This window comes from Actinocorallia aurea, from assembly GCF_054783995.1.
In genome coordinates, this window is record NZ_BAAGPQ010000035.1 from 144,484 (window position 1) to 164,145 (window position 19,662).

Annotated in this window: 15 protein-coding genes and 2 pseudogenes; 9 read left to right on the top strand and 8 right to left on the bottom strand. The window is 71.6% G+C overall.

Annotation, left to right across the window (positions count from 1 at the left end):
• Positions 1-100: 100 nt before the first annotated feature.
• Together ACYVOM_RS37385 and ACYVOM_RS37390 are read left to right on the top strand one after the other, a co-directional pair.
• Positions 101-289 (top strand): annotated as a pseudogene (locus tag ACYVOM_RS37385) (cold-shock protein); the annotation flags it as partial.
• 111 nt (positions 290-400) lie between these two features.
• Positions 401-535, top strand: a pseudogene (locus tag ACYVOM_RS37390) (cold-shock protein); the annotation flags it as partial.
• A gap of 663 nt (positions 536-1,198) precedes the next feature.
• On the opposite strand, the gene ACYVOM_RS37395 reads toward ACYVOM_RS37390, so the two are convergent.
• Positions 1,199-2,263 (bottom strand): WD40/YVTN/BNR-like repeat-containing protein, encoded by a 1,065-nt coding sequence (locus ACYVOM_RS37395; protein WP_460308345.1) that lies wholly within the window; start codon positions 2,261-2,263, stop codon positions 1,199-1,201.
• A gap of 141 nt (positions 2,264-2,404) precedes the next feature.
• On the opposite strand from ACYVOM_RS37395, the gene ACYVOM_RS37400 reads away from it, so the two are divergent.
• Entirely contained in the window at positions 2,405-2,989 is a 585-nt protein-coding gene (locus ACYVOM_RS37400; RefSeq protein ID WP_460308346.1) for a TetR/AcrR family transcriptional regulator, read from the top strand.
• A 14-nt stretch (positions 2,990-3,003) separates the two neighbouring features.
• The gene (locus ACYVOM_RS37405; RefSeq protein WP_460308347.1) at positions 3,004-4,548 is read left to right on the top strand and encodes an MFS transporter; all 1,545 of its coding nucleotides are present in this window, start codon (positions 3,004-3,006) and stop codon (positions 4,546-4,548) included.
• Between the two features lie 37 nt (positions 4,549-4,585).
• On the opposite strand, the gene icmF is transcribed toward ACYVOM_RS37405, so the two are convergent.
• Entirely contained in the window at positions 4,586-7,777 is a 3,192-nt protein-coding gene (gene icmF, locus ACYVOM_RS37410; RefSeq protein ID WP_460308348.1) for a fused isobutyryl-CoA mutase/GTPase IcmF, read from the bottom strand.
• Positions 7,778-7,902: 125 nt separating this feature from the next.
• Between icmF and ACYVOM_RS37415 the strand changes: the two genes are divergently transcribed.
• Positions 7,903-8,391, top strand: a complete 489-nt coding sequence (locus tag ACYVOM_RS37415; protein ID WP_460308349.1) for a MarR family transcriptional regulator — start codon at positions 7,903-7,905, stop codon at positions 8,389-8,391.
• A gap of 132 nt (positions 8,392-8,523) precedes the next feature.
• Here the strand turns inward: ACYVOM_RS37415 and ACYVOM_RS37420 are convergent, their stop codons facing one another.
• Positions 8,524-8,931 (bottom strand): acyl-CoA-like ligand-binding transcription factor, encoded by a 408-nt coding sequence (locus tag ACYVOM_RS37420; protein WP_460308350.1) that lies wholly within the window; start codon positions 8,929-8,931, stop codon positions 8,524-8,526.
• Between the two features lie 233 nt (positions 8,932-9,164).
• Between ACYVOM_RS37420 and ACYVOM_RS37425 the strand changes: the two genes are divergently transcribed.
• Positions 9,165-9,530, top strand: coding sequence for a YkvA family protein (locus ACYVOM_RS37425; RefSeq protein ID WP_460308351.1), 366 nt, complete (start codon positions 9,165-9,167; stop codon positions 9,528-9,530).
• Here ACYVOM_RS37425 and ACYVOM_RS37430 read toward each other — a convergent pair.
• The gene (locus ACYVOM_RS37430) at positions 9,460-10,593 is read right to left on the bottom strand and encodes a fumarylacetoacetate hydrolase family protein (protein WP_460308352.1); all 1,134 of its coding nucleotides are present in this window, start codon (positions 10,591-10,593) and stop codon (positions 9,460-9,462) included. The two genes, ACYVOM_RS37425 and ACYVOM_RS37430, sit on opposite strands and share 71 nt — an antisense overlap.
• 277 nt (positions 10,594-10,870) lie before the next feature.
• Here ACYVOM_RS37430 and ssuE point away from each other — a divergent pair, with 277 nt between their 5' ends.
• Both ssuE and ACYVOM_RS37440 read left to right on the top strand, forming a co-directional pair.
• Complete coding sequence (gene ssuE, locus ACYVOM_RS37435; protein ID WP_460308353.1) at positions 10,871-11,419, top strand: NADPH-dependent FMN reductase; 549 nt, start codon at positions 10,871-10,873, stop codon at positions 11,417-11,419.
• Positions 11,416-12,570, top strand: a complete 1,155-nt coding sequence (locus tag ACYVOM_RS37440) for an LLM class flavin-dependent oxidoreductase (RefSeq protein ID WP_460308354.1) — start codon at positions 11,416-11,418, stop codon at positions 12,568-12,570. Before ssuE ends, ACYVOM_RS37440 begins: the two co-directional genes overlap by 4 nt.
• 52 nt (positions 12,571-12,622) lie before the next feature.
• On the opposite strand, the gene ACYVOM_RS37445 is transcribed toward ACYVOM_RS37440, so the two are convergent.
• The 3 genes from ACYVOM_RS37445 to ACYVOM_RS37455 form a co-directional block, all read right to left on the bottom strand.
• Positions 12,623-15,532, bottom strand: a complete 2,910-nt coding sequence (locus ACYVOM_RS37445) for a DUF7927 domain-containing protein (protein WP_460308355.1) — start codon at positions 15,530-15,532, stop codon at positions 12,623-12,625.
• A gap of 73 nt (positions 15,533-15,605) precedes the next feature.
• Complete coding sequence (gene hppD, locus ACYVOM_RS37450) at positions 15,606-16,775, bottom strand: 4-hydroxyphenylpyruvate dioxygenase (RefSeq protein ID WP_460308356.1); 1,170 nt, start codon at positions 16,773-16,775, stop codon at positions 15,606-15,608.
• A gap of 126 nt (positions 16,776-16,901) precedes the next feature.
• On the bottom strand, positions 16,902-17,594 hold the full coding sequence (locus ACYVOM_RS37455; protein ID WP_460308357.1) for an IclR family transcriptional regulator: 693 nt from the start codon (positions 17,592-17,594) through the stop codon (positions 16,902-16,904).
• A gap of 314 nt (positions 17,595-17,908) precedes the next feature.
• On the opposite strand from ACYVOM_RS37455, the gene ACYVOM_RS37460 reads away from it, so the two are divergent.
• Complete coding sequence (locus ACYVOM_RS37460; RefSeq protein ID WP_460308358.1) at positions 17,909-18,736, top strand: helix-turn-helix domain-containing protein; 828 nt, start codon at positions 17,909-17,911, stop codon at positions 18,734-18,736.
• Positions 18,737-18,786: 50 nt separating this feature from the next.
• On the opposite strand, the gene ACYVOM_RS37465 is transcribed toward ACYVOM_RS37460, so the two are convergent.
• A complete protein-coding gene (locus tag ACYVOM_RS37465; RefSeq protein ID WP_460308359.1) occupies positions 18,787-19,623 on the bottom strand; it encodes a universal stress protein in 837 nt (278 codons plus the stop codon).
• Between the last annotated feature and the right edge of the window lie 39 nt (positions 19,624-19,662).

The following is a 19,662-nucleotide window of genomic DNA, read 5'->3' on the forward strand; positions in this document are numbered from 1 at the left end:
CCCACCCCCGTCACCCCCACCCGCCGAACCCGAACCAGCAGCACCCGCTGATCGCGCTGAGCCCGCTGAGCGCGCCCCGGGAGCGGATGATCTCGAGTACGGAACCGTCAAATGGTTCAACAGCGAGAAGGGCCACGGTTTCATCACGCCGGAGAACCCCGGCCCCGAAGTGTTCGCGCACTACTCGGAGATCCTGGCCAAGGGATTCCGGAACCTCGCCGAAGGCCAGCGCGTCTCGTACCGCGTGACCGAGGCCCGCCTGGGCCCGCAGGCCAGAGGCATCACCCCACTACCCGGAGACACCGCGTCGGCCCCACCCGCCGCCGGCGACACCGACCTCCACGGCTCGATCACCTGGTTCAACCCGAGAAAGGGCCACGGCTTCATCACCCCTGACCTTCCAGGCCCCGACATCTTCCTGCCCAGCTCCGAAATAGCCGACGACCGCTGGACCCCCGAACCAGGCCAACGCGTCACCTTCCACACCCAGAAGAACAAAAAAGGCCTGACGGCGACGAAGGTCCGAAAACTCTGAAGCCGACCGACGGCCCCCGCCCCTGTCCAAGCCCCCTCCGCCCTCCTGAGCCGCCGCTGCACTTCAGGCCGGTCGACCGGGAACTCCCGGCGGATCGCCTTGCTCCGAGCCCTCCTCTCATTCCGACGCGCTCCCGCTTCGGAAAAGCCGACTCGATGCCCATCCGGAATCTGCTCGGGCGAGCGGGACTCTCGTCGGTAGCGCGTCAGACGATCGCCGGGGCCTGCGGTCGCCCGACGGCGCAGCGCATCGGTCTGCCGGGCCGGGGGCGGCAGGCGCGCGACCAGCACGGCGACCCTCACTTCGCCGGGGACTTCCCCGGCGAGACCCGGACGATGCCGTTCGCCGCCCATCTGGCGATGGAGACCGAACACGGCCCGCGTAGAGGCGAACGGCTCCCGGTGAACGGTCTCGTGGCACCCGCGTGGGGACCACGCGTCGGCCGCGTCGGCACCTCCCGGGTGTCGTGGCCGTACCCGTGTCGTCGGGGTTCAGGGGCAGCCCGAACTTCTCCGCCCGGCCGGGTGGGTACGCGAGTGGGCCGGGCGTGCGTGCGCGCCGAGGCGGGGCTGGGCGGGGACGCTTGGCGGTTCGTGGCGGGTGTGGGCGCGGGGGCTGGGGCGGCGCCTCTGGGTGGGGGCGTGCCCTGGGTGATGGGGGTGGTCAGGTGGTGGTGGCGCGGATGCAGCAGATGTCCGGGAGGTGGGAGGTGATCTGGTGCCAGGTGTCGCCTTCGTCGGGGCTGGCGTAGGCCTCGCCGGTGCGGGTGCCGAAGTAGATTCCGGCCGGGTCGGCCTGGTCGGCGCACATGGCGTCGCGGAGGATCGTGGCGTAGAAGGGGGTGGCCGGGAGGCCCTCGGTGAGGGGCTGCCAGGTGTCGCCGGCGTCCTGCGAGCGGTAGACGCGGCAGCGGTGGTCGTAGGGGTAGCGGCCTTCTTCGGAGCCGCTGATGGGGAAGGTGTACAGGACGCCGGTGCGGCGGGGGTGCGCGACCACGGCGAAGCCGAAGTCGCCGGGCAGGCCCTCGGCGATGGAGGTCCAGGTGCGCCCGCCGTCTTCGGAGCGGTAGACGCCTTCGTGGTTCTGGAGGTAGAGGCGGTCGGGGTGCAGGGCGTCGCGGGCCACCTTGTGCACGCACTGGCCGTACTCGGGGAAGTGGTCGGGCAGGAACGTGGCCTGGACGCCGGTGTTCGACGGCGCCCAGGACGCGCCGCCGTCCTCGGTGCGGTAGACGCCGCCGGTGGACATGGCGACGAGGATCTGGGCGGGATCGGCGGGGTGCGGCAGGATCGTGTGGATCGCCTGCCCGCCGAAACCCGCCGCCCAGTGCTCGCGGTGCGGGTGGTCCCACAGCGGGCGGACCATGGAGAAGGACCTGCCTTCGTCCGCGGAGGCGAACAGCGCCGATGGCTGGGTGCCCGCGAAGATCTTGCCGTCGAGCCCCGGGGTGAGCTGCCAGACGCGCTCCAGTGACGTGCCGGTGTCGTCGGGGAAGACGATCGGGGCCGCGCCCGGCTCCGCCCACCGGGCCCCGTTGTCCTCGCCGATCGCGACGGTCGGCCCGAAGACCGGGTTGCTCAGCCCGGCGAGCAGCCGACCGGAGTCGAAGCAGAGGCTGTAGACCTCCGACATGCCGAAGATCGGCTCGTCGACCCGCCAGGTGCGGCGGTCCTCGCTGCGTGCGAGGAACAGCCCCTTGACCGTGCCTATCGCCACCAGAACAGACATCTCGCCCTCCCTCTGACCTGTGCTCGCGCCCACACTACTCCCGCACTGTGACAGGAATCTCACGCCCTGTGGACAACCCTTGGATGAGACATTCAAGATCTTGATGAGACATTAATGTCTCACATGCGGTAGGATCGTCTCATGAGCTTCGATCGGGACCTCGTGCTGCGCCGAGCGGCCGACCTCCTGTCGCGCAAGTCGACCGCGACCCAGGACGAGATCGCCCGGGCCGCCGGGATCAGCCGGGCCACCCTGCACCGGCACTTCGCCGGGCGGGACAGCCTCATCCGCGCGCTTGAGGACCTCGGCCTCCGCCAGCTCCAGGCAGTCGCCGACGCCGCCCGGCTGGACGAGGGCGGCGCCGCCGAGGCGCTGGAGCGCCTCATCGAGGGGACCCGGCCCGCCGCGGCGTTCCTCGCCTTCATCTCGACCGAGAACCAGCTGTTCGAGGGCGAGGAGGTCAACGAAGGCTGGGAGCGGATCGACGCCCGGATCTCCGCGCTGTTCCGGCGCGGCCAGGAGTCCGGCGAGTTCCGCATCGACCTGTCCCCCGCGTGGCTCACCGAGGCGTTCTACGGCCTGGTCGCCGCCGCCGCCTGGACGATCCAGTCCGGCAAGACCGCCCCGCGCGACTACACCGCGATGATCAGCGGCCTGCTCCTCGACGGCGCCCGCCGCTCCCCCGACTCCCCCCGCGATACCCGAACAACCCCGAACCCGTCGTAAGGACGTGGGAACCCATGACCGCCATCCTCACCCCTAGGTCCGCGCAGGACGGACGACATACCAAGCGCACAGGACGCTGGGCCGCGCTCAGCGTCCTCGTGCTCGCCGTGCTCCTCGTGGCCGTCGACGCGACGGTCCTCGGCCTCGCCACCCCGTTCATCAGCGAGGACCTCCGGCCTTCGGGCAACCAGCTGCTGTGGATAGGCGACGTCTACTCTTTCGTCCTCGCCGGACTGCTCGTCTCCATGGGCAGCCTGGGCGACAGGATCGGCCGCAAGAAGGTGCTGCTCGCCGGAGCCACCGCCTTCGGCGCCGCGTCCGTGCTCAACGCCTACGCGACCAGCCCCGAGATGCTGATCGCCGCCCGCGCCCTGCTGGGCGTCGCGGGCGCGACCCTGATGCCGTCCACGCTGGCGCTCATCCGCAACATCTTCGCCGACCCGCGCGAGCGGTCGCTGGCCGTGGGCATCTGGGCCTCCAGCGCCTCGGCGGGGGCCGCGCTCGGCCCGCTCGTCGGCGGGTTCCTGCTGGAGCACTTCTGGTGGGGCTCGGTCTTCCTCATCAACCTTCCGGTGATGGCGCTGCTCGTGCTGGTCGGCGCGCGGCTGCTGCCCGAGTCGCGCAACCCCGCGCCCGGCCCCTGGGACCTGCCCAGCGTGCTCCTCTCCCTCGTCGGCATGATCGGCCTGGTGTACGCGATCAAGGACGCCGCCTCGCACGGTCTGTCGTCCCGCGTCGCCGGCGCGGCCCTCGTGGGCGTCGCCGCGCTGACCTTCTTCGTGCGGCGCCAGCGGACCCTTCCCACGCCGCTCATCGACGTCCGGCTGTTCCGGCACCGCGGCTTCTCCGCGGCCGTCGCCGCCGACCTCTTCGCGGTGCTCGGCCTGACGGGCCTGGTGTTCTTCCTGTCGCAGTACCTTCAGCTCGTCCAGGGCCGGTCGCCTCTGGAGGCCGGTCTCGCCGAGCTGCCGGCGACGCTGGGCGCCGTCGTGACGGGCCTGCTCGCCGGAGCGGTCGTAAGGCGGACCTCCGTACGCGGGGTCGTGGCGGGCGGCCTGGCCAGCGTGGGCCTGGCGCTGGCGCTGCTCACGGGGCTGGAGCGCGGCACCGGCTACGGGCTGCTGGCCGTCGCGCTGCTGCTCGTCGGCCTGGGGGCGGGCTTCGCCTTCACCACCACGTCCGACGTGATCGTCTCCAGCGTGCCCAAGGAGCAGGCCGGCGCCGCGTCGGCGGTCGCCGAGACCGCCTACGAGCTGGGCGGCGCGCTCGGCATCGCGGTCCTCGGCTCGATCGTGACGACCGTCTACCGGGGGTTCGCCGCCCCGGCGGGCACCCCGCCGGAGGCGGCCGAGGCGGCGCACGGCTCGCTGGGCGGCGCGGTGCGGGCGGCCGAGGGCCTCGGCGGCGAGCGCGGGGAGGCGCTGCTGACCGCGGCCCAGGACGCGTTCGCCGCGGGCCTGCGCGGCACCGCGGCGGTGGGCGCCGCGGTCCTGCTCACCACCGCCGCCGTCGTCTGGTTCCTGCTGAAGGGCCAGCGCGCGGAAACCGGCGCGCACTGACGACTCGGGCGGCGCCGGATCCGGCGCCGCCCTCCCCTCAGACGTTGCGGCGGTACTGGCCGCCGACCTCGAAGAACGCGTCGGTGATCTGCCGCAGCGAGCAGACCCGGGACGCGTCCATGAGCGCCCCGAAGGCGTTGCCGCCCGAGCGCACGGACTCCTTCAGGGACGCGAGGGCCTGCTCGGCGGCGGCCCGGTGGGTGTCCTGGAAGTCCCGGACGCGGGTGAGCTGGGACTGCTTCTCGGCCTCGGTGCCCCGGGCCAGCTCCAGCGTGCGGTGCTCGGCCTCGCCGTTGGGGTTGCGGAAGGTGTTGACGCCGATGATGGGGAGGGTCCCGTCGTGCTTGCGCTGCTCGTACAGCATGGACTCGTCCTGGATGCGGCCGCGCTGGTAGCCGGTCTCCATCGCGCCGAGGACGCCGCCGCGCTCGCTGATCCGCTCGAACTCCGTCAGGACGGCCTCTTCGACGAGGTCGGTGAGCTCGTCGATGATGAACGACCCCTGCAGGGCGTTCTCGTTCATCGCCAGGCCCCACTCCTTGTTGATGATGAGCTGGATGGCCAGGGCGCGGCGGACGGACTCCTCGGTGGGGGTGGTGACGGCCTCGTCGTAGGCGTTGGTGTGGAGGCTGTTGCAGTTGTCGTAGAGCGCGATGAGGGCCTGGAGGGTGGTGCGGATGTCGTTGAAGTCCATCTCCTGGGCGTGCAGGGAGCGGCCCGAGGTCTGGATGTGGTACTTGAGCTTCTGCGACCGCTCGGCGGCCCCGTAGCGCTCGCGCATGGCGACGGCCCAGATGCGCCGGGCCACCCTCCCCAGGACGCTGTACTCGGGGTCCATGCCGTTGGAGAAGAAGAACGACAGGTTGGGCGCGAAGGAGTCGATGTCCATGCCGCGCGCAAGGTACGCCTCCACATAGGTGAAGCCGTTCGCGAGGGTGAAGGCGAGCTGCGAGATGGGGTTCGCCCCGGCTTCGGCGATGTGGTAGCCGGAGATGGAGACGGAGTAGAAGTTCCGCACCCCCTCGTCGATGAACCACTCCTGGATGTCGCCCATCATCCGCAGGGAGAACTCGGTGGAGAAGATGCAGGTGTTCTGGCCCTGGTCCTCCTTGAGGATGTCGGCCTGCACCGTCCCGCGGACGTTTCGGAGCACCCGGGTGCGCACCGCCTCGGCCTCCGCCTCGTCGGGCTCGCGGCCCTCCTCCTGCCGGAAGCGGTCCAGCCCCTGGTCGATGGCGGTGTTGAGGAAGAACGCGAGGATCGTCGGCGCGGGCCCGTTGATCGTCATCGACACCGAGGTCGACGGCGAGGCGAGGTCGAAGCCCGCATAGAGGGCCTTCATGTCCTCCAGGGTCGCGACGGACACTCCGGAGGTCCCCACCTTGCCGTACACGTCGGGCCGCTCGTCGGGGTCGCGGCCATAGAGCGTCACCGAGTCGAACGCGGTGGACAGGCGGGTCGCCTCCGAGCCCGAAGACAGCAGCTTGAACCGGCGGTTCGTGCGGAACGGGTCGCCTTCGCCCGCGAACATGCGGGCCGGGTCCTCGCCGTCGCGCTTGAACGGGAAGACGCCCGCGGTGAACGGGAAGTACCCGGGCAGGTTCTCCGACCGCAGCCACCGCAGGAGGTCTCCGGCGTCGGAGTAGCGCGGAAGGGCGACCCGCGGGATGCGGTTGCCCGACAGGCTCTCCCGGGTGAGCGGCACCCTCACCTCGCGGTCCCGCACCTTGAACACGTGCTCGTCCCCCGTGTAGGAGGCGACGACTTCAGGCCAGGCCTGGAGCAGCTTCGCGGACTCGCCGGTCAGGGAATCCCGTGCCTCGGCGACGAGGTCGTCGAGGCGGGCGGGCGCGTCGTCGCCGAGTTCGGCGCGGGCCGCCTCCAGCCGCTGGGCGCGTCGGGCGCTCTCGGCCTGCGCGAGGGTGTCGGCGTGGTAGCCGCGGACGCCTTCGGCGATCTCGGCGAGGTAGCGGACGCGCGCGGGCGGGATGGTCCCGGCGACGCGGGTGCTGGCCCGGACGTCCACGCGCGGCAGCACCCCGGGCTCGACGGCCAGGCCGTGTTCGGCGAGGAGGCCGAGGAGGTGCTGGTAGAGGGCGGTGACGCCGTCGTCGTCGAAGGTGGCGGCGCTGGTGCCGAAGACGGGCATGTCCTCGGGTCGGGACCCGAAGGCCTCCCGGTTGCGCAGCATCTGGCGGGAGACGTCGCGCAGCGCGTCGGGCCCGCCGCGCCGCTCGAACTTGTTGACCGCGACGACGTCGGCGAAGTCGAGCATGTCGATCTTCTCCAGCTGCGACGCGGCGCCGAACTCCGGTGTCATGACGTACAGGGAGACGTCGACGTGCTCGGTGATGGCCGCGTCGCCCTGCCCGATGCCGGGGGTCTCCAGGATGACGAGGTCGTGGGTGGCGCGGCAGGCCGCGAGGATGCCGTCGATGCCGTCGGGGAGTTCGCGCCCGCCCCGGGTGGCCAGGGAGCGGAAGAAGACGCGGTCGCCGTCGAGGGAGTTCATGCGGATGCGGTCGCCGAGGAGGGCGCCGCCGCCGCGTCGGCGGGTCGGGTCGACGGCGAGGACCGCCACGCGCAGTTTGTCCTGCTGGTCGACGCGCAGGCGCCGCAGGATCTCGTCGGTGAGGGAGGACTTGCCGGAGCCGCCGGTGCCGGTGATGCCGAGGACGGGCGCGGTGCGGCCGGCGAGGGCGGGGTCGAGGGCGGCGCCGCCCTGCAGGCAGGTGAGGGTCCGGGCGAGGGCCGCCCGGTCGCCCGCGAGGACCGCCTCGACGGGGGCGGGGGACGCGGTGAGGTCGGTGTCGGCGTCGCGGATCAGCTCGTTGATCATGCCGGGCAGGCCGAGCCGCTGGCCGTCCTCCGGCGAGAAGATCCGCACGCCCAGGTCGCCGAGCCGCGCGATCTCGTCGGCCACGATGACGCCGCCGCCACCGCCGAAGATCCTCACGTGCCCGGCGCCCGCCTCGCGCAGCGCCTCGGCGAGGTAGGCGAAGTATTCGAGGTGCCCGCCCTGGTAGGAGCTGATCGCGACGCCCTGGGCGTCCTCCTCCACGACGGCGGCGACGACCTCGGCGACGGACCTGTCGTGTCCGAGGTGCACCACTTCGGCACCCTGGGACTGGAGGATCCGGCGCATGATGTTGATCGCCGCGTCGTGGCCGTCGAACAGCGCGGCCGCCGTGACGAAGCGCACCGGGTGCACCGGCCTGTGCAATCCCATCCCGACCTCCTCCGGGGCACCGCCCCTACTTACGGGGCACCGCCCCTACTTACTTTGAAGGCTAATATTTTGAAGTTAAAGTAAATCCCAACGCGGAGGCCGTCAAGTTCCCGTACCTTGGGGGCGTGTCGTTCGATCCCCTAGCCGAGGCCCACCGCCAGTGGAGCGCCCGCTGGCCTGAGCACGCCGACCACATGGCCGCCGTGACGTCGGTGATGCGCGCCCAGCAGCTCCTGCTGAGCCGGATCGAGAGCCTGCTCAAGCCGTACGGCATCACCTTCGCCGCCTACGAGGCGCTGCGCCTGCTCGCCTTCACCCGCGAAGGGCGCCTGCCCATGGGCAAGATGGGCGAACGCCTCATGGTGCACCCCGCGAGCGTCACCAACGTGATCTCCCGCCTGGAAGGCCGCGGCCTGGTCACCCGCTCCCCCAGCCCCCACGACCGCCGCGTCGTCCTCGCCGCGATCACCCCCGCGGGCCGCGAGCTCATCGAGCAGGCCACCGAGACCATGCACGAGGCGTCCTTCGCCCTCGACGGCCTCACCCGCCCCGAAGCGCGGGCCGTCATCGACTCCCTGCACACCCTCCGCGCCTCCGTCGGCGACACGAGCTAGGACCCCGTCCGCCGAAGAGGCAGTCGCGGAGCTGCGGTTTCTTCGGATGGCTACGACGATCCCGGCCGGCCGCCGCCGAGCAGGCGTCCCGCCGGCCTCGTCCGCTGGATCCCGCCGACGATCAGACGGGACTCAGGCGCGCACCGCGGCGACCGCCTCATCGAAGGCCCGGTCCATGTCGACCGTGCCGTCGCTGCGGACCCACATCTCGGTCGCGGCTTCGGAGCACGCCAGGGCGGAGGCGACGAGCGCGCGGGCCCTCAGTTCGCTCAGGGGATCCGCCGGGGCGCCCAGCCGTCTGGCGATGTCCGGCAGGAGGAGCTCCGTCCACTGCTGCCGCTTCTCCAGCTGACGCGCCCGGAGCGAGGGCGACGTGTGGAGCATTTCGGTGATCTTGAGGAAGTCCTCCTGCGTGTCGGGAAGAGACTCGACGAGCGCTTTGAGGGCCGCCCGGAGCGCCTCCCACGGGGGCTCGTCCGCGGGACGGGCTTCCAGCGCGGCCAGCAGCGTCCGGCCGCATTCGGACTGGTCGCCGAGCACGATGTCTTCCTTACCGGTGCCAGCGCCGGCATCGGAGCGGAGTTCGCCCGCCGGATCGCCGCGCGGTCCTGCTCATGGGATCCATGACCACCGCCCGCTGAGCACTCGGGACCGGGCAAGGATCAGCCAGGACCCGGCCGGCCGGCCTCCGGCGGCGTTCCCCGGCAACCGGTTGTGGACGCGTCCGTCCCATCGGCGCGGGCAGCGGGTACAGTCGGGCGCGGGAGGGTGTGATGCCGGACTGGGTGCCTGACTGGTGGCCCTGGGCCGCGGCGGCGGCCGGGGTGTTCGTGCTCGTCACGCTGCTCTTCGTGGTACGGACGCTTTTGCGGCTGCGCACGCTGCGCGGGTTCGTCAAGACCGAGGACGCGCCGTCGACGGCCAAGGCCGCCTACTACGGGGCGTGGGTCTACGCGCTCAGCCCCGTCGACCTGCTCCCGGACCCGATCCTCATCGACGATGTCGGGATCGTCCTGGCGGCGATCGCCACGATCGAGTACTTCGTGCGCAAGCACCGGCCGACCGGGCTCATCCGACGGCCGGGAGAACCCGGCCCGAGACCTCTCCCAGATACCGCCCGCCGGCCAGGGAAGCGCTGATCGCCACCTCGTCGTAGTCCTCCAGCCAGGACCGCGAGGCCCCGTCGGGCAGCGTGATCGGCTCCGCGCCGCCGTGCGTCAGCTCGATGAGCGAGCCCGCCTCCTCCGGGCCGGGCCCGCTGACGGTCCCGGAGGCCACGAGGTCCCCGGCGCGCAGCGCGGCGCCGTTCACGGTCAGGTGGGCGAGCATCTGGGCGGGGCTCCAGTGCGTGGTCCGGTAGGGCGGACGGGAGATCGTCGCACCGTTCAGCCGCACCTCCAGGCCGATGTCGAGGCCCCAGGGCGTGTCCTCGCGCAGGTAGCGGGCGAGGTCCGCCGAGGCCGACGGGACGGGCACGCGCGCGTCCCCGAGCGCGGCGAGCGGCACGATCCACGGACTGACCGAGGTGGCGAAGGACTTGCCGAGGAACGGGCCGAGCGGCACGTACTCCCAGGCCTGGATGTCGCGCGCGGACCAGTCGTTGACGACGCAGACCCCGAAGACGTGGTCGGCGAACGCGGCGGTGGAGACGGGGGCGCCCTGCGTGCTCGGGACGCCGACGACGAACCCGAGCTCGGCCTCGAAGTCCAGCCTCGCCGACGGCCCGAGCACCGGATCCGTCCCGTCCCCCTCCAGATGCGGCCCCGACGGCCTGACGATGCTCGTCCCGGAGACGACGACGGTCCCGGCCCGCCCGTGGTAGGCGAGGGGGTGGTGGCGCCAGTTGTGGGTGAGCGGGTCGCCTCCGGGCCGGAAGATCCTGCCGAGGTTGGCCGCGTGGTGCTCCGAGGAGTAGAAGTCGACGTAGTCGGCGACGCTGTACGGAAGGCACATCGTCACCTCCGACATCGGAAGGAACGGTCCGCCTACGCCCTCCAGGAGCGCGGAGCGTACGCGGTCCCATACTTCCGGCCCCGAGACGAGGAAGGGATCAAGCGTCCCGTAGGCGAACAGCGCAGGGTGGGGTATCCGGGCCTGCGACAGGTCGAGGACTCGGTCTTCCACGGCGACCCCCACCCGGCGCACGCCGGGCCGGTCGAGGGCGGTGAACACACCGAACGGCAGGGTCTCAGTGTCGAACATTCCACGTCCAGGCTCGGGCGGCTGTTGATCTTGTGCTTCCCCGGTGGAGCGGCACCCATGCGGAGCGTGTCCCCGCGATATGGAATCCCTGCCGTGGCGGCGGCCGGCGGGCGGCACGACTTCGCACGCCCGGCGCGCGGGTGGAAGGGTTTCCCTCGCACCCGCCAGCGGATGGCGATGACCCCTGGCCCGGCACGGGGCGTTCCACGCGCTAGAATCCCATCATGTCAGTAGGAATTACCTGAATTCCTTCCGCGTCAGTCAGGGGGGTTCTCCGTTGTCCACCGTCCATGTCCTGACCGGCAGCCCGTCCGCGACCTCGCGGACTGCCGCGCTCGCCGCGCATCTCGCCGAGCACCTGCGCCGCGACGGCCACACCGTCGGGCATACCTCGCTCCGCGAACTGCCCGCCGGCCCGCTCCTGGCCGCCGACGCGGCGGACCCGGAGATCGCCGCGGCCGTCCGCGCCATCGAGGAGGCGGACGCGCTCGTCGTGGCCTCCCCCGTCTACAAGGCCGCCTACAGCGGCCTGCTGAAGACCTTCCTCGACCTCCTGCCCCAGTTCGCGTTCTCGGGCAAGACAATCCTGCCGATCGTGACGGGCGGCAGCCCCGCGCACGTCCTCGCCCTCGACTACGCGCTGCGCCCCGTGCTCACCTCCCTGGGCGCCCACCACATCGTCCAGGGCTGGTTCGTGCTCGACCGGCACATCGAGGTCGCCGCCGACGGCGTCCGCCTCGACCCCGCCAGCGGCGACCCCCTGTACAAGGTCGTCGACGGCTTCTCCACAGCCCTCGGCCGCCCCCTGCTCAAGGAAGTGTCATGACGCTGAAGTTCCACTGGTTTCTGCCCACCTATGGGGACAGCCGCAATCTGGTCGGTGGGGGGCACGGGAATCCCACGACGGCGACAGGGGCCGATCGGCCGGCCACCATCGGGTACCTGTCCCAGGTCGCGCGGGCCGCCGAGCGGCTCGGGTTCGAGGCGGCGCTGACGCCGACGGGCGCCTGGTGCGAGGACGCCTGGCTGACGACGGCGATGCTGGCGCGCGAGTCCGAGCGGCTGAAGTTCCTCGTGGCGTTCCGGCCCGGCGTCATCTCCCCCACGCTCGCCGCGCAGATGGCCGCGACGTTCCAGCGGCACTCCGAGGGACGGCTGATCCTCAACGTCGTCACCGGCGGCGAGGACCACGAGCAGCGCGCGTTCGGCGACTTCCTCGGCAAGGAGGAGCGGTACGAGCGCACCGGCGAGTTCCTGGAGATCGTCCGGGGCCTGTGGCGGGGCGAGAAGGTCACCCTCCAGGGCAAGCACCTCCAGGTCGAGGACGCCGAACTCGCCCGGGTGCCCGACCCCGTCCCCGACATCTACTTCGGCGGCTCCTCCCCGATCGCCGGGAAGATCGCCGCCGCCCACTCCGACGTCTACCTGACGTGGGGCGAGCCGCCCGCGCAGGTCGCCGAGAAGATCGCGTGGATCCGCGAGGAGTACAAGGCCGCAGGCCGCACCCCCCGGTTCGGCATCCGCCTGCACGTGATCAGCCGCGACACCTCCGAGGCGGCGTGGGCGCAGGCGAACTTCCTGCTCGACGCGCTCGACCCGGCCCTCATCGCCAAGGTCCAGGCCGGCCTCGCGCGCAGCGCCTCCGAGGGCCAGAAGCGGATGCTCGCCCTGCACGGCGGGAGCAGCGCGAACCTGGAGGTCTCCCCGAACCTGTGGGCGGGATTCGGGCTGGTGCGCGGCGGCGCGGGCACCGCCCTCGTCGGCTCGCACGCCGAGGTGGCCGACCGGATCGCCGAGTACCACGCGCTCGGCATCGACGAGTTCGTCCTGTCCGGCCACCCCCACCTGGAGGAGGCCTACTGGTTCGGCGAAGGCGTCCTCCCGGTCCTGGAGGAGCGCGGCCTGTGGAAGCACCCGGGCCGCGAGCCCTCGGCCGCCGCCCCTGCGGGCGTGCCCTTCGCGGGGACCGCGCGCTGACACGGGCGGGGCCCGGCGGTCGCTTCCGCCGGGCCCCGCTCAGGTCACTCCTCTAGAGGGAGCGGTCGCCCTCCCGCCACTCGTCGTCGTCCTGCCACCGGTCGTCCTCCTGCCAGGGACGGTTCTCCCAGGGCCGGTGCTCCCAGGGCCTGCCGTGGTGCGGCCCGCCGTGGTGGCCGGGCCTGCCCTGCCAAGGCCTGCCGTGGTGGCCGGGCCCGCCCTGCCAGGGCTTGCCGTGGTGGTGCGGCTTGCCCGGGTGCCACGGCTTGTCGCAGTGCTTGCACGGCTTCGGCGGATGGTCCTTGTCGCGGATCAGGACGCAGTTGGTGTCGCTGCAGTCCGCGTCCGGCGCCGTCACCGTGTTGCAGAGCAGCGCCCCGTCCGGCGCGTCGGCGTCGACCGTCACCGAGTAGGTGATGGTCACCGTCTCGCCGACGCCCAGCGAGCCCGACCAGCTCAGGATCGGCTCCCGGTAGGTGAGCGTCCCCAGGTCCGCGGGCGTCGCCGTCGCGTCGTTGTTGTAGGACGCGTTGCGCAGGACGTCGGTCAGGTCGTCCTGGAACGAGGCGGGGTTCTCGCCGGCGAAGAACGGCTCGGTGCCGGTGTTGGTGAGCTTGACCGTGTAGGTGATCGTGTCACCGGGCTCGCCCGTCGTCTTGTCGGCCTTCTTCTCCACGCCCAGGCCGGGGCCCGCCGCGCAGTCGACGACGTTGGTGATGACGAACGCGTCGTCGAAGCCGGTCACGGTCTGGGTGCTCGCCAGCGCGAGCGGCGGGTCGAGCTGGTCGCCGCGCGCCTCGGTCAGCAGCGACGACACCAGCACGCACGACGGGTCGGTGAACGCTCCCACGGTCTCGTCGATCGTCACCGTCGATCCGATGGCGTATCCGGGACGGGGCTCGCCCCAGGGCTGGTTCGTCGCGCCCGCGCCGCCCGGCCCGGTGAGGGTGAGCTGCGCGGTGAACCCGTCGGGCTGGTCGCCCTCGGGCAGGAACTCGCCGTCGATGACCCACTGCTTGTCGACGACGACGTCACCGGTGTCCGGGCAGTCGAACGAGTTCGTGATCTCGATCGTGGTGTGCTCCTCGGTGATCTGCAGCGTGTGCGGCAGATCCTCCTCGGACTCGTCCCCGTCGATCCTGGTGATCACGTGGGAGGACAGGGTGCACTCGTCGGGCCACACCACGTTCTCGTTGACGGTGACGTCCTCGCCGATCGTGTAGCCCTCGCGCGGGTCGCCGAACTCCTGGTCCGCGTCCGGAAGGTCGCCGGGGCCGCTGAGGATCGCGTTGCCGTCGAACCCGTCGGGCAGCCGATCCGCGGGGATCTCCGTGCCGTCGATCCGCCAGACCTTGGTGACGGTGACGTCCGCGGAGTTCACGGCCTGGTTGTAGACCCGGCAGCTGACCGCCACGCCCTGCGGGACGTCGACGGAGAAGCCCGTGTCGCCCGGGTCGAACTCCACGGCCCCGGTCTCGCCGATCCGCACGCATCTCGTCTCGTCGCCGAGGAAGGTGAACCCGTCCTCCTGGACCTCGGTGATGTCCACCGTCGCGGTCGGGTTGCCGCCGAAGCCGACGTCGAAGACGACCGTGCCGGTTCCGTCGTCGGTCGTCGTGGCGCTGGGCGGCGTCACGGTCGCGCCCGCGGTCGAGGTGGCGGAGTCGAACTGCCAGCCGGGGCCCGCGGGCTCGGCGTCGGCGACGCCGCCGCCCGTCGGCACGATCAACTTCACGACCGACAGCGATCCCTCGCACTGCTGGGCGACGAGGTCGCGCAGCGCCTGTCCCGCCTCGGCGAAGTTGTCGGACCGGTAGTAGTCGGCCGTCAGCGGGTCGCCCCCGGTCACGAACTTCACCGGACCGGAGATCGCGCGCAGGTTCAGCTCGGAGATGTCATCGACGCCGTTGCCCACGCCCAGCGTGATGATCCGGGTGTCGTGCGCCTTGACGGCGTTGGCGGAGAAGATGCCGCCCTCGACCTCGGCGACGCGGGTGTTGCTGCCGTCGCCGGTGAGGGAGTCGAAGTAGGTGGGGTTTCCGTCGGTGAGGACGATCACGACGTCGTAGTCGTTCCCGGCCTCCTCGGCCTCGGCGACCGTCCACAGCGCCTTGTCCCAGTTGGTGCCGCTGCCGAGGGTGTAGTCGGCGTAGAGCTGCTTGAAGTCGTCGGCGCCCTGCTGGGAGGAGACCGACGTCAGCTCGGGGAAGTTCTCGGTGCCCGCGCTGGGCGAGCCGCGGTCGAAGGTGAACAGCGCGAGCTTCGACGGGGTGCCGACGAGGGCGTCGGTGAAGGTGTCGGCCGCTGCCTTGAGCTGCGGCAGCGCGCTGCCGACCGAGGCCGACAGGTCGAGCACGAGTGCCGCGTTCATGCCGCAGCGCTGCGGCAGAGGGGGGTTGTTCCGCGACGACTGCCAGATCCCGCTGGACGCCAGCGGTTCGGCCTTCGTCAGGTCGAACATGAAGTCCTCGGTCGAGGTGTACGTCTGGCCGCCCTGGAGCGCGGGCGTCGGGAAGATGTAGTTCGTCGCGACCGAGGCCGAGCCGCTGCCCCGGCCGGTGCGCAACTGCGGGTTGGTGTACCAGCCGGCGGGCGCGGCGGTCTGCTTGATGTAGTAGACGTTGTCGCGGTTGGCGCCGCCCACGCCCGTGTCGGGGACGATGAAGTTGCAGTCGCCGTCGGGGTCGGACGTGCACACCGACCAGGTCTCGCCGACGGGCTGGGTGCCCGCCGCGTCGAAGTACAGGGCGAGTTCGACGCCGGCGAGCGGGCCGATCGCGTCGTCGGCGGTGCGGTCACCGCCGGTGTTCACGTTCACCACGGAGGTGTTCTCCGTCGGCGGCGGCACCGCGGCCGCGGCGGGCCGCAGGAGCGCCTGCCCGCTGAGTGCCAGTACCACCGCCAGGACGGAGGCGAAGGCTCTGCCGCGCCTCCGGATGGTCCGGCCACGCCGTTTCTCCATGGATGTCCCCCGAGATGATCTTCAAAAGTGATGATCATCTACCCAGGGCGACACAGAGGTAACGGCGTGTCGGCTACAGGTTCCCCCGGCGGGCCTGCTCGCGCTCGATCGCCTCGAACAGCGCCTTGAAGTTGCCCTTCCCGAACCCGAGCGAGCCGTGCCGCTCGATCAGCTCGAAGAACACCGTCGGACGGTCCTGGACGGGCCGGGTGAAGATCTGCAGGAGGTAGCCGTCCTCGTCGCGGTCGGCGAGGATGCCGAGTTCGCGCAGGGTCTCCACCGGGACCCGGGTGTCGCCGACCCAGGAGCCGAGGGTGTCGTAGTAGGCGTCGGGGGTCCGCAGGAACTCCACGCCCATCTCGCGCATCGCGCGCACCGAGGCGACGATGTCGCCGGTCGCGAGGGCGACGTGCTGGACGCCGGGGCCGCCGTAGAACTCCAGGTACTCGTCGATCTGGGACTTGCGCCGGGACACCGCGGGCTCGTTCAGCGGGAACTTCACCCGGTGGTCGCCACTCGCGACGACCTTGGACATCAGCGCCGAGTACTCCGTCGCGATGTCGTCGCCGATGAACTCCTTGAGGTTCTCGAAGCCCATGACGCGGCGGTAGAAGCCGACCCACTCGTCCATCCTGCCGAGTTCGACGTTGCCGACGCAGTGGTCGATCGCCTGGAAGTAGCGGGTCGGATGGTGGGCGGGCGGGCCCGCGTAGGCCTGCTCGGCCTCGACGAACCCGGGGAGGAACGGCCCGTGGTAGCGGGAGCGGTCGACCAGGGTGTGGCGGGTCTGCCCGTAGGTCGCCAGGGCGGCGAGCCGGACGGTCCCGTGCTCGTCGGACACGTCGTGCGGCTCGGAGAGGATCTTGGCGAACCTCGACCTGGCGTGCGCGACCGCGGCGTCGACGTCGGGAACTTCCAGGGCGAGGTCGCTCACGCCGTCGCCGTGCACAGCCACCGACTTGCCTACGGGGGTGCCTTCCCGCACCTCTCCGGTCAGCACGAAGACCGCCTTGCCCGCGCGCAGGACGTGCTCGGCGTAGTCCCTGCACCCTGTCTCCGGGCCGCGGTAGGCGACGGTCTTCATCCCGAAGGCCGTGGCGTAGAAGTGCGCGGCCTGGCGGGCGTTGCCGACGAGGAAGCGGACGTGGTCGAGTCCCTTGACGGGGAAGGGGTCGTGGCTGAAGTCGTGCTCGACCGCCCCGACCAGGCGGTCCTCCTCCAGTGGAACGGGCGGATGCGTCATCGCATGGCTCCTCTCCCCTTTGGGCCTACCCCCGAAAGGGCGCGATGACAAGCTCGCGGGCACCATCTCTCCGGAATACGGGGCAAAAGACCGCCATATCCCCGAGGTCCGGTCACCGGCGATCGGTCACCAGGGAAAGGGACCCTGGCGGCGTTCGTCGGGCGGCAGCAGAGCCGTCTCCAGGGAGCGCGCGCAGGTGCGGGCCCGTGCGAGCAGCCAGTCCAGGCGGGCCGACAGCCGGGCCTCGGGCGGGCGGACGGCGAGGGCGTACCGGGCGGTCCCGGCGTGGTCGAGGACGGGCACGGCGAGCGCGATCCGGCCGGAGCCCGGCTCGTCGGCGTGCACGGCGTGGCCGGCCGCCCGGACGACGGCGAGGTCACCGGCCGGTGCCGGCGTGGCGAACGCGGCGAGGACGCGGCCCTGGGCCGTCGTGGGCAGGGGGTGGCGGACGCGCTGGCCGGTGCCGGACGGGCCGCCCAGGAGGATGAGGGCGTCGGGGCCGTCCCGCAGGGCAAGATCGACCGGGCAGCCCGTCTCCTTGGCGAGGTGGGCGAGTTCGGGGGCGGCGCGGTGCAGTCCGCGCTGGTGGAACGACCGCCTGCCGAGTTCGGCGACGGCGGGCCCGAGCCGGTAGCGGGAGGTGCGCGGGTCCTGTTCGAGGAACCCTTCGGCGACCAGCGCGCGGGCCAGGCGGAAGGCCGTGGAGGTCGGCAGCGCCAGGCGCCGGGCGAGGTCCGACGCGCCCAGCGCGTGCCCGTCGTCGGCGAAGCACCGGAGCACCCCGAGCGCCCTTCCGACGGCCTGTGCGCCCTCCGCCATGGCCCCTGCCCCTTCCCACGGAGTGAAAATAGTGCCTTACCCTACCAAAAAAGAAGGGAATCTGGCGCCCCACCGTCCGTGATCAAGATCCACTCCTTGTCTGACGACGGGCTCGCCATGTAACGTCTAGGGGGTCGCGAATGTCACGCTCCATTCACAACCGTGCCATACGGTTGTCCGGCAGATAGCGATCATGTAGGAATGCATGGCATTCCCCCGAAATGGTCAGGTCGCGAGTGAATCTTTCTCCAAGTGCATCGAAGGACCCCGGGGACAGGCCTTCCGCCCTGGCGGGCGGTCCCACGGTCCTGCGGATGATGCTCGGCGCGCAGCTGCGCAAGCTGCGCGAGGACCGCAACATCTCCGCGGAGCAGGCCGGCTACACGATCCGCGCGTCCCACTCCAAGATCTCCCGCATGGAGACCGGCCGGGTGGGGTTCAAGGAACGCGACGTCGCCGACCTCCTCACCCTCTACGGGGTCGCCGACCCCGCCGAGCGGGCCGCCATGCTGGAACTGGTGTCCCGCGCCAACGAACCTGGATGGTGGCACAACTACAACGACCTGCTCCCGAACTGGTTCGAGATCTACATGGGCCTGGAGGGCGCCGCATCGCTCATCCGGACCTACGAGCTCCAGTTCGTGCCGGGACTGCTCCAGACCGAGGGCTACGCACGGGCCCTCATCCCCCTCGGGTTCCCCGAGATCACCGAGGAGGAGCTCGACCGTCGCGTCCAGCTCCGGATGCGCCGCCAGTCCCGCCTGCACGCGGGCGACCTGCGCGTCTGGGCGATCGTGGACGAGAACGCGCTGCGCCGTCCGATCGGCGGCAAGTCGGTCATGCGCGAGCAGGTCGAGCACCTGATCGAACTGAGCACCCGGCAGAACGTGACGATCCAGGTCCTCCCGTTCAACGCGGGCGGGCACGCGGGCGTCTCGGGCGCGTTCAGCCTTCTGCGGTTCCCGGAGGAGACCCTTCCGGACATCGCCTACCTCGAGCAGCTCACCAGCGCGCTCTACCTCGACAAGCCCGCCGACATCGACCGGTACCTCCAGGTGATGAACCGGCTCGCGCTGGAGGCGGCCCAGCCCGAGGAGTCGCGCGAGATGCTCGCGCGCGTCCTCACGAACCGCACGGCGTAGCCGACAGACTCAGCCTGGTCGACTCAGCCGATCGGTTCGGCCGACCGACGTCACCGAGCGGCCTGATCGGCCGTCCGGCCTTCACCCGTCTCCTCGTCCCCGACGACCATCACCGGGCAGGCGGCCTTCCTGATGAGGCCGTGCGTGGTGGCCCCGAGAGCGCGGATGCGGCGGCCCGGCTTCTCATGCCGGCCCACGACCACCAGGGCCGCGTTCTCGGACGCGGCCAGCAGCACGTCCCTGGGGTGCCCCGGCACGACCTTGAGGCTTGAGTCGGGGCGCCCCAGCCACGGCGACAGCTCCGCCGTCAGCCGCTCGTGCAGGGCCTCCACCACCGGTGCCGGGTCGATCGGGGGGAGCGGCGCGGGCGCGCCGAAGCTCTCCACCGGCGGCTCGAACCAGGCGTGCACCAGGAAGAGGCCCCCGCTGCGCAGCGCCGCCTCCCGGTCCGCGGCGTCGAGCACCACCGCGGAAGGCGCCTCGGCCACCCCCACGACGACGGGCCCGCCGATCCGCTCCGGCCGGTGGTCCTTCACCAGCACCACCGGAACGGGCGAGGATCCGGCCAGGGCCAGCGCCACCGACCCCACGACGAGGCTGGCGACGGGCCCGTGCCCATGGGTGCCGAGGACGACGAGTTCGGCGTGCGCGGCCCGTTCCAGCAGCTTCTCCTGGGGCCTGCCGGTGACGAACTCGGTCTCGATGTCGAACGCGCCGACGGCCCGGGCCACCTCCGCCGCGTTCTCGACGGTCCGGTCGTCGCCGAGCGGCCCGCCGGCGTGCACCAGGCGCAGCAGCACGGCCCGCCTGCGGGCCTCATGGGCGGCCCACGCCACCGCGGCGTCGCCGGGCGCCGACCCGTCGACGCCCACCAGGATCTCGCTCATCCGTCCCCCGTTCCCCACCCGTCCCCCTACCCTGGGGAC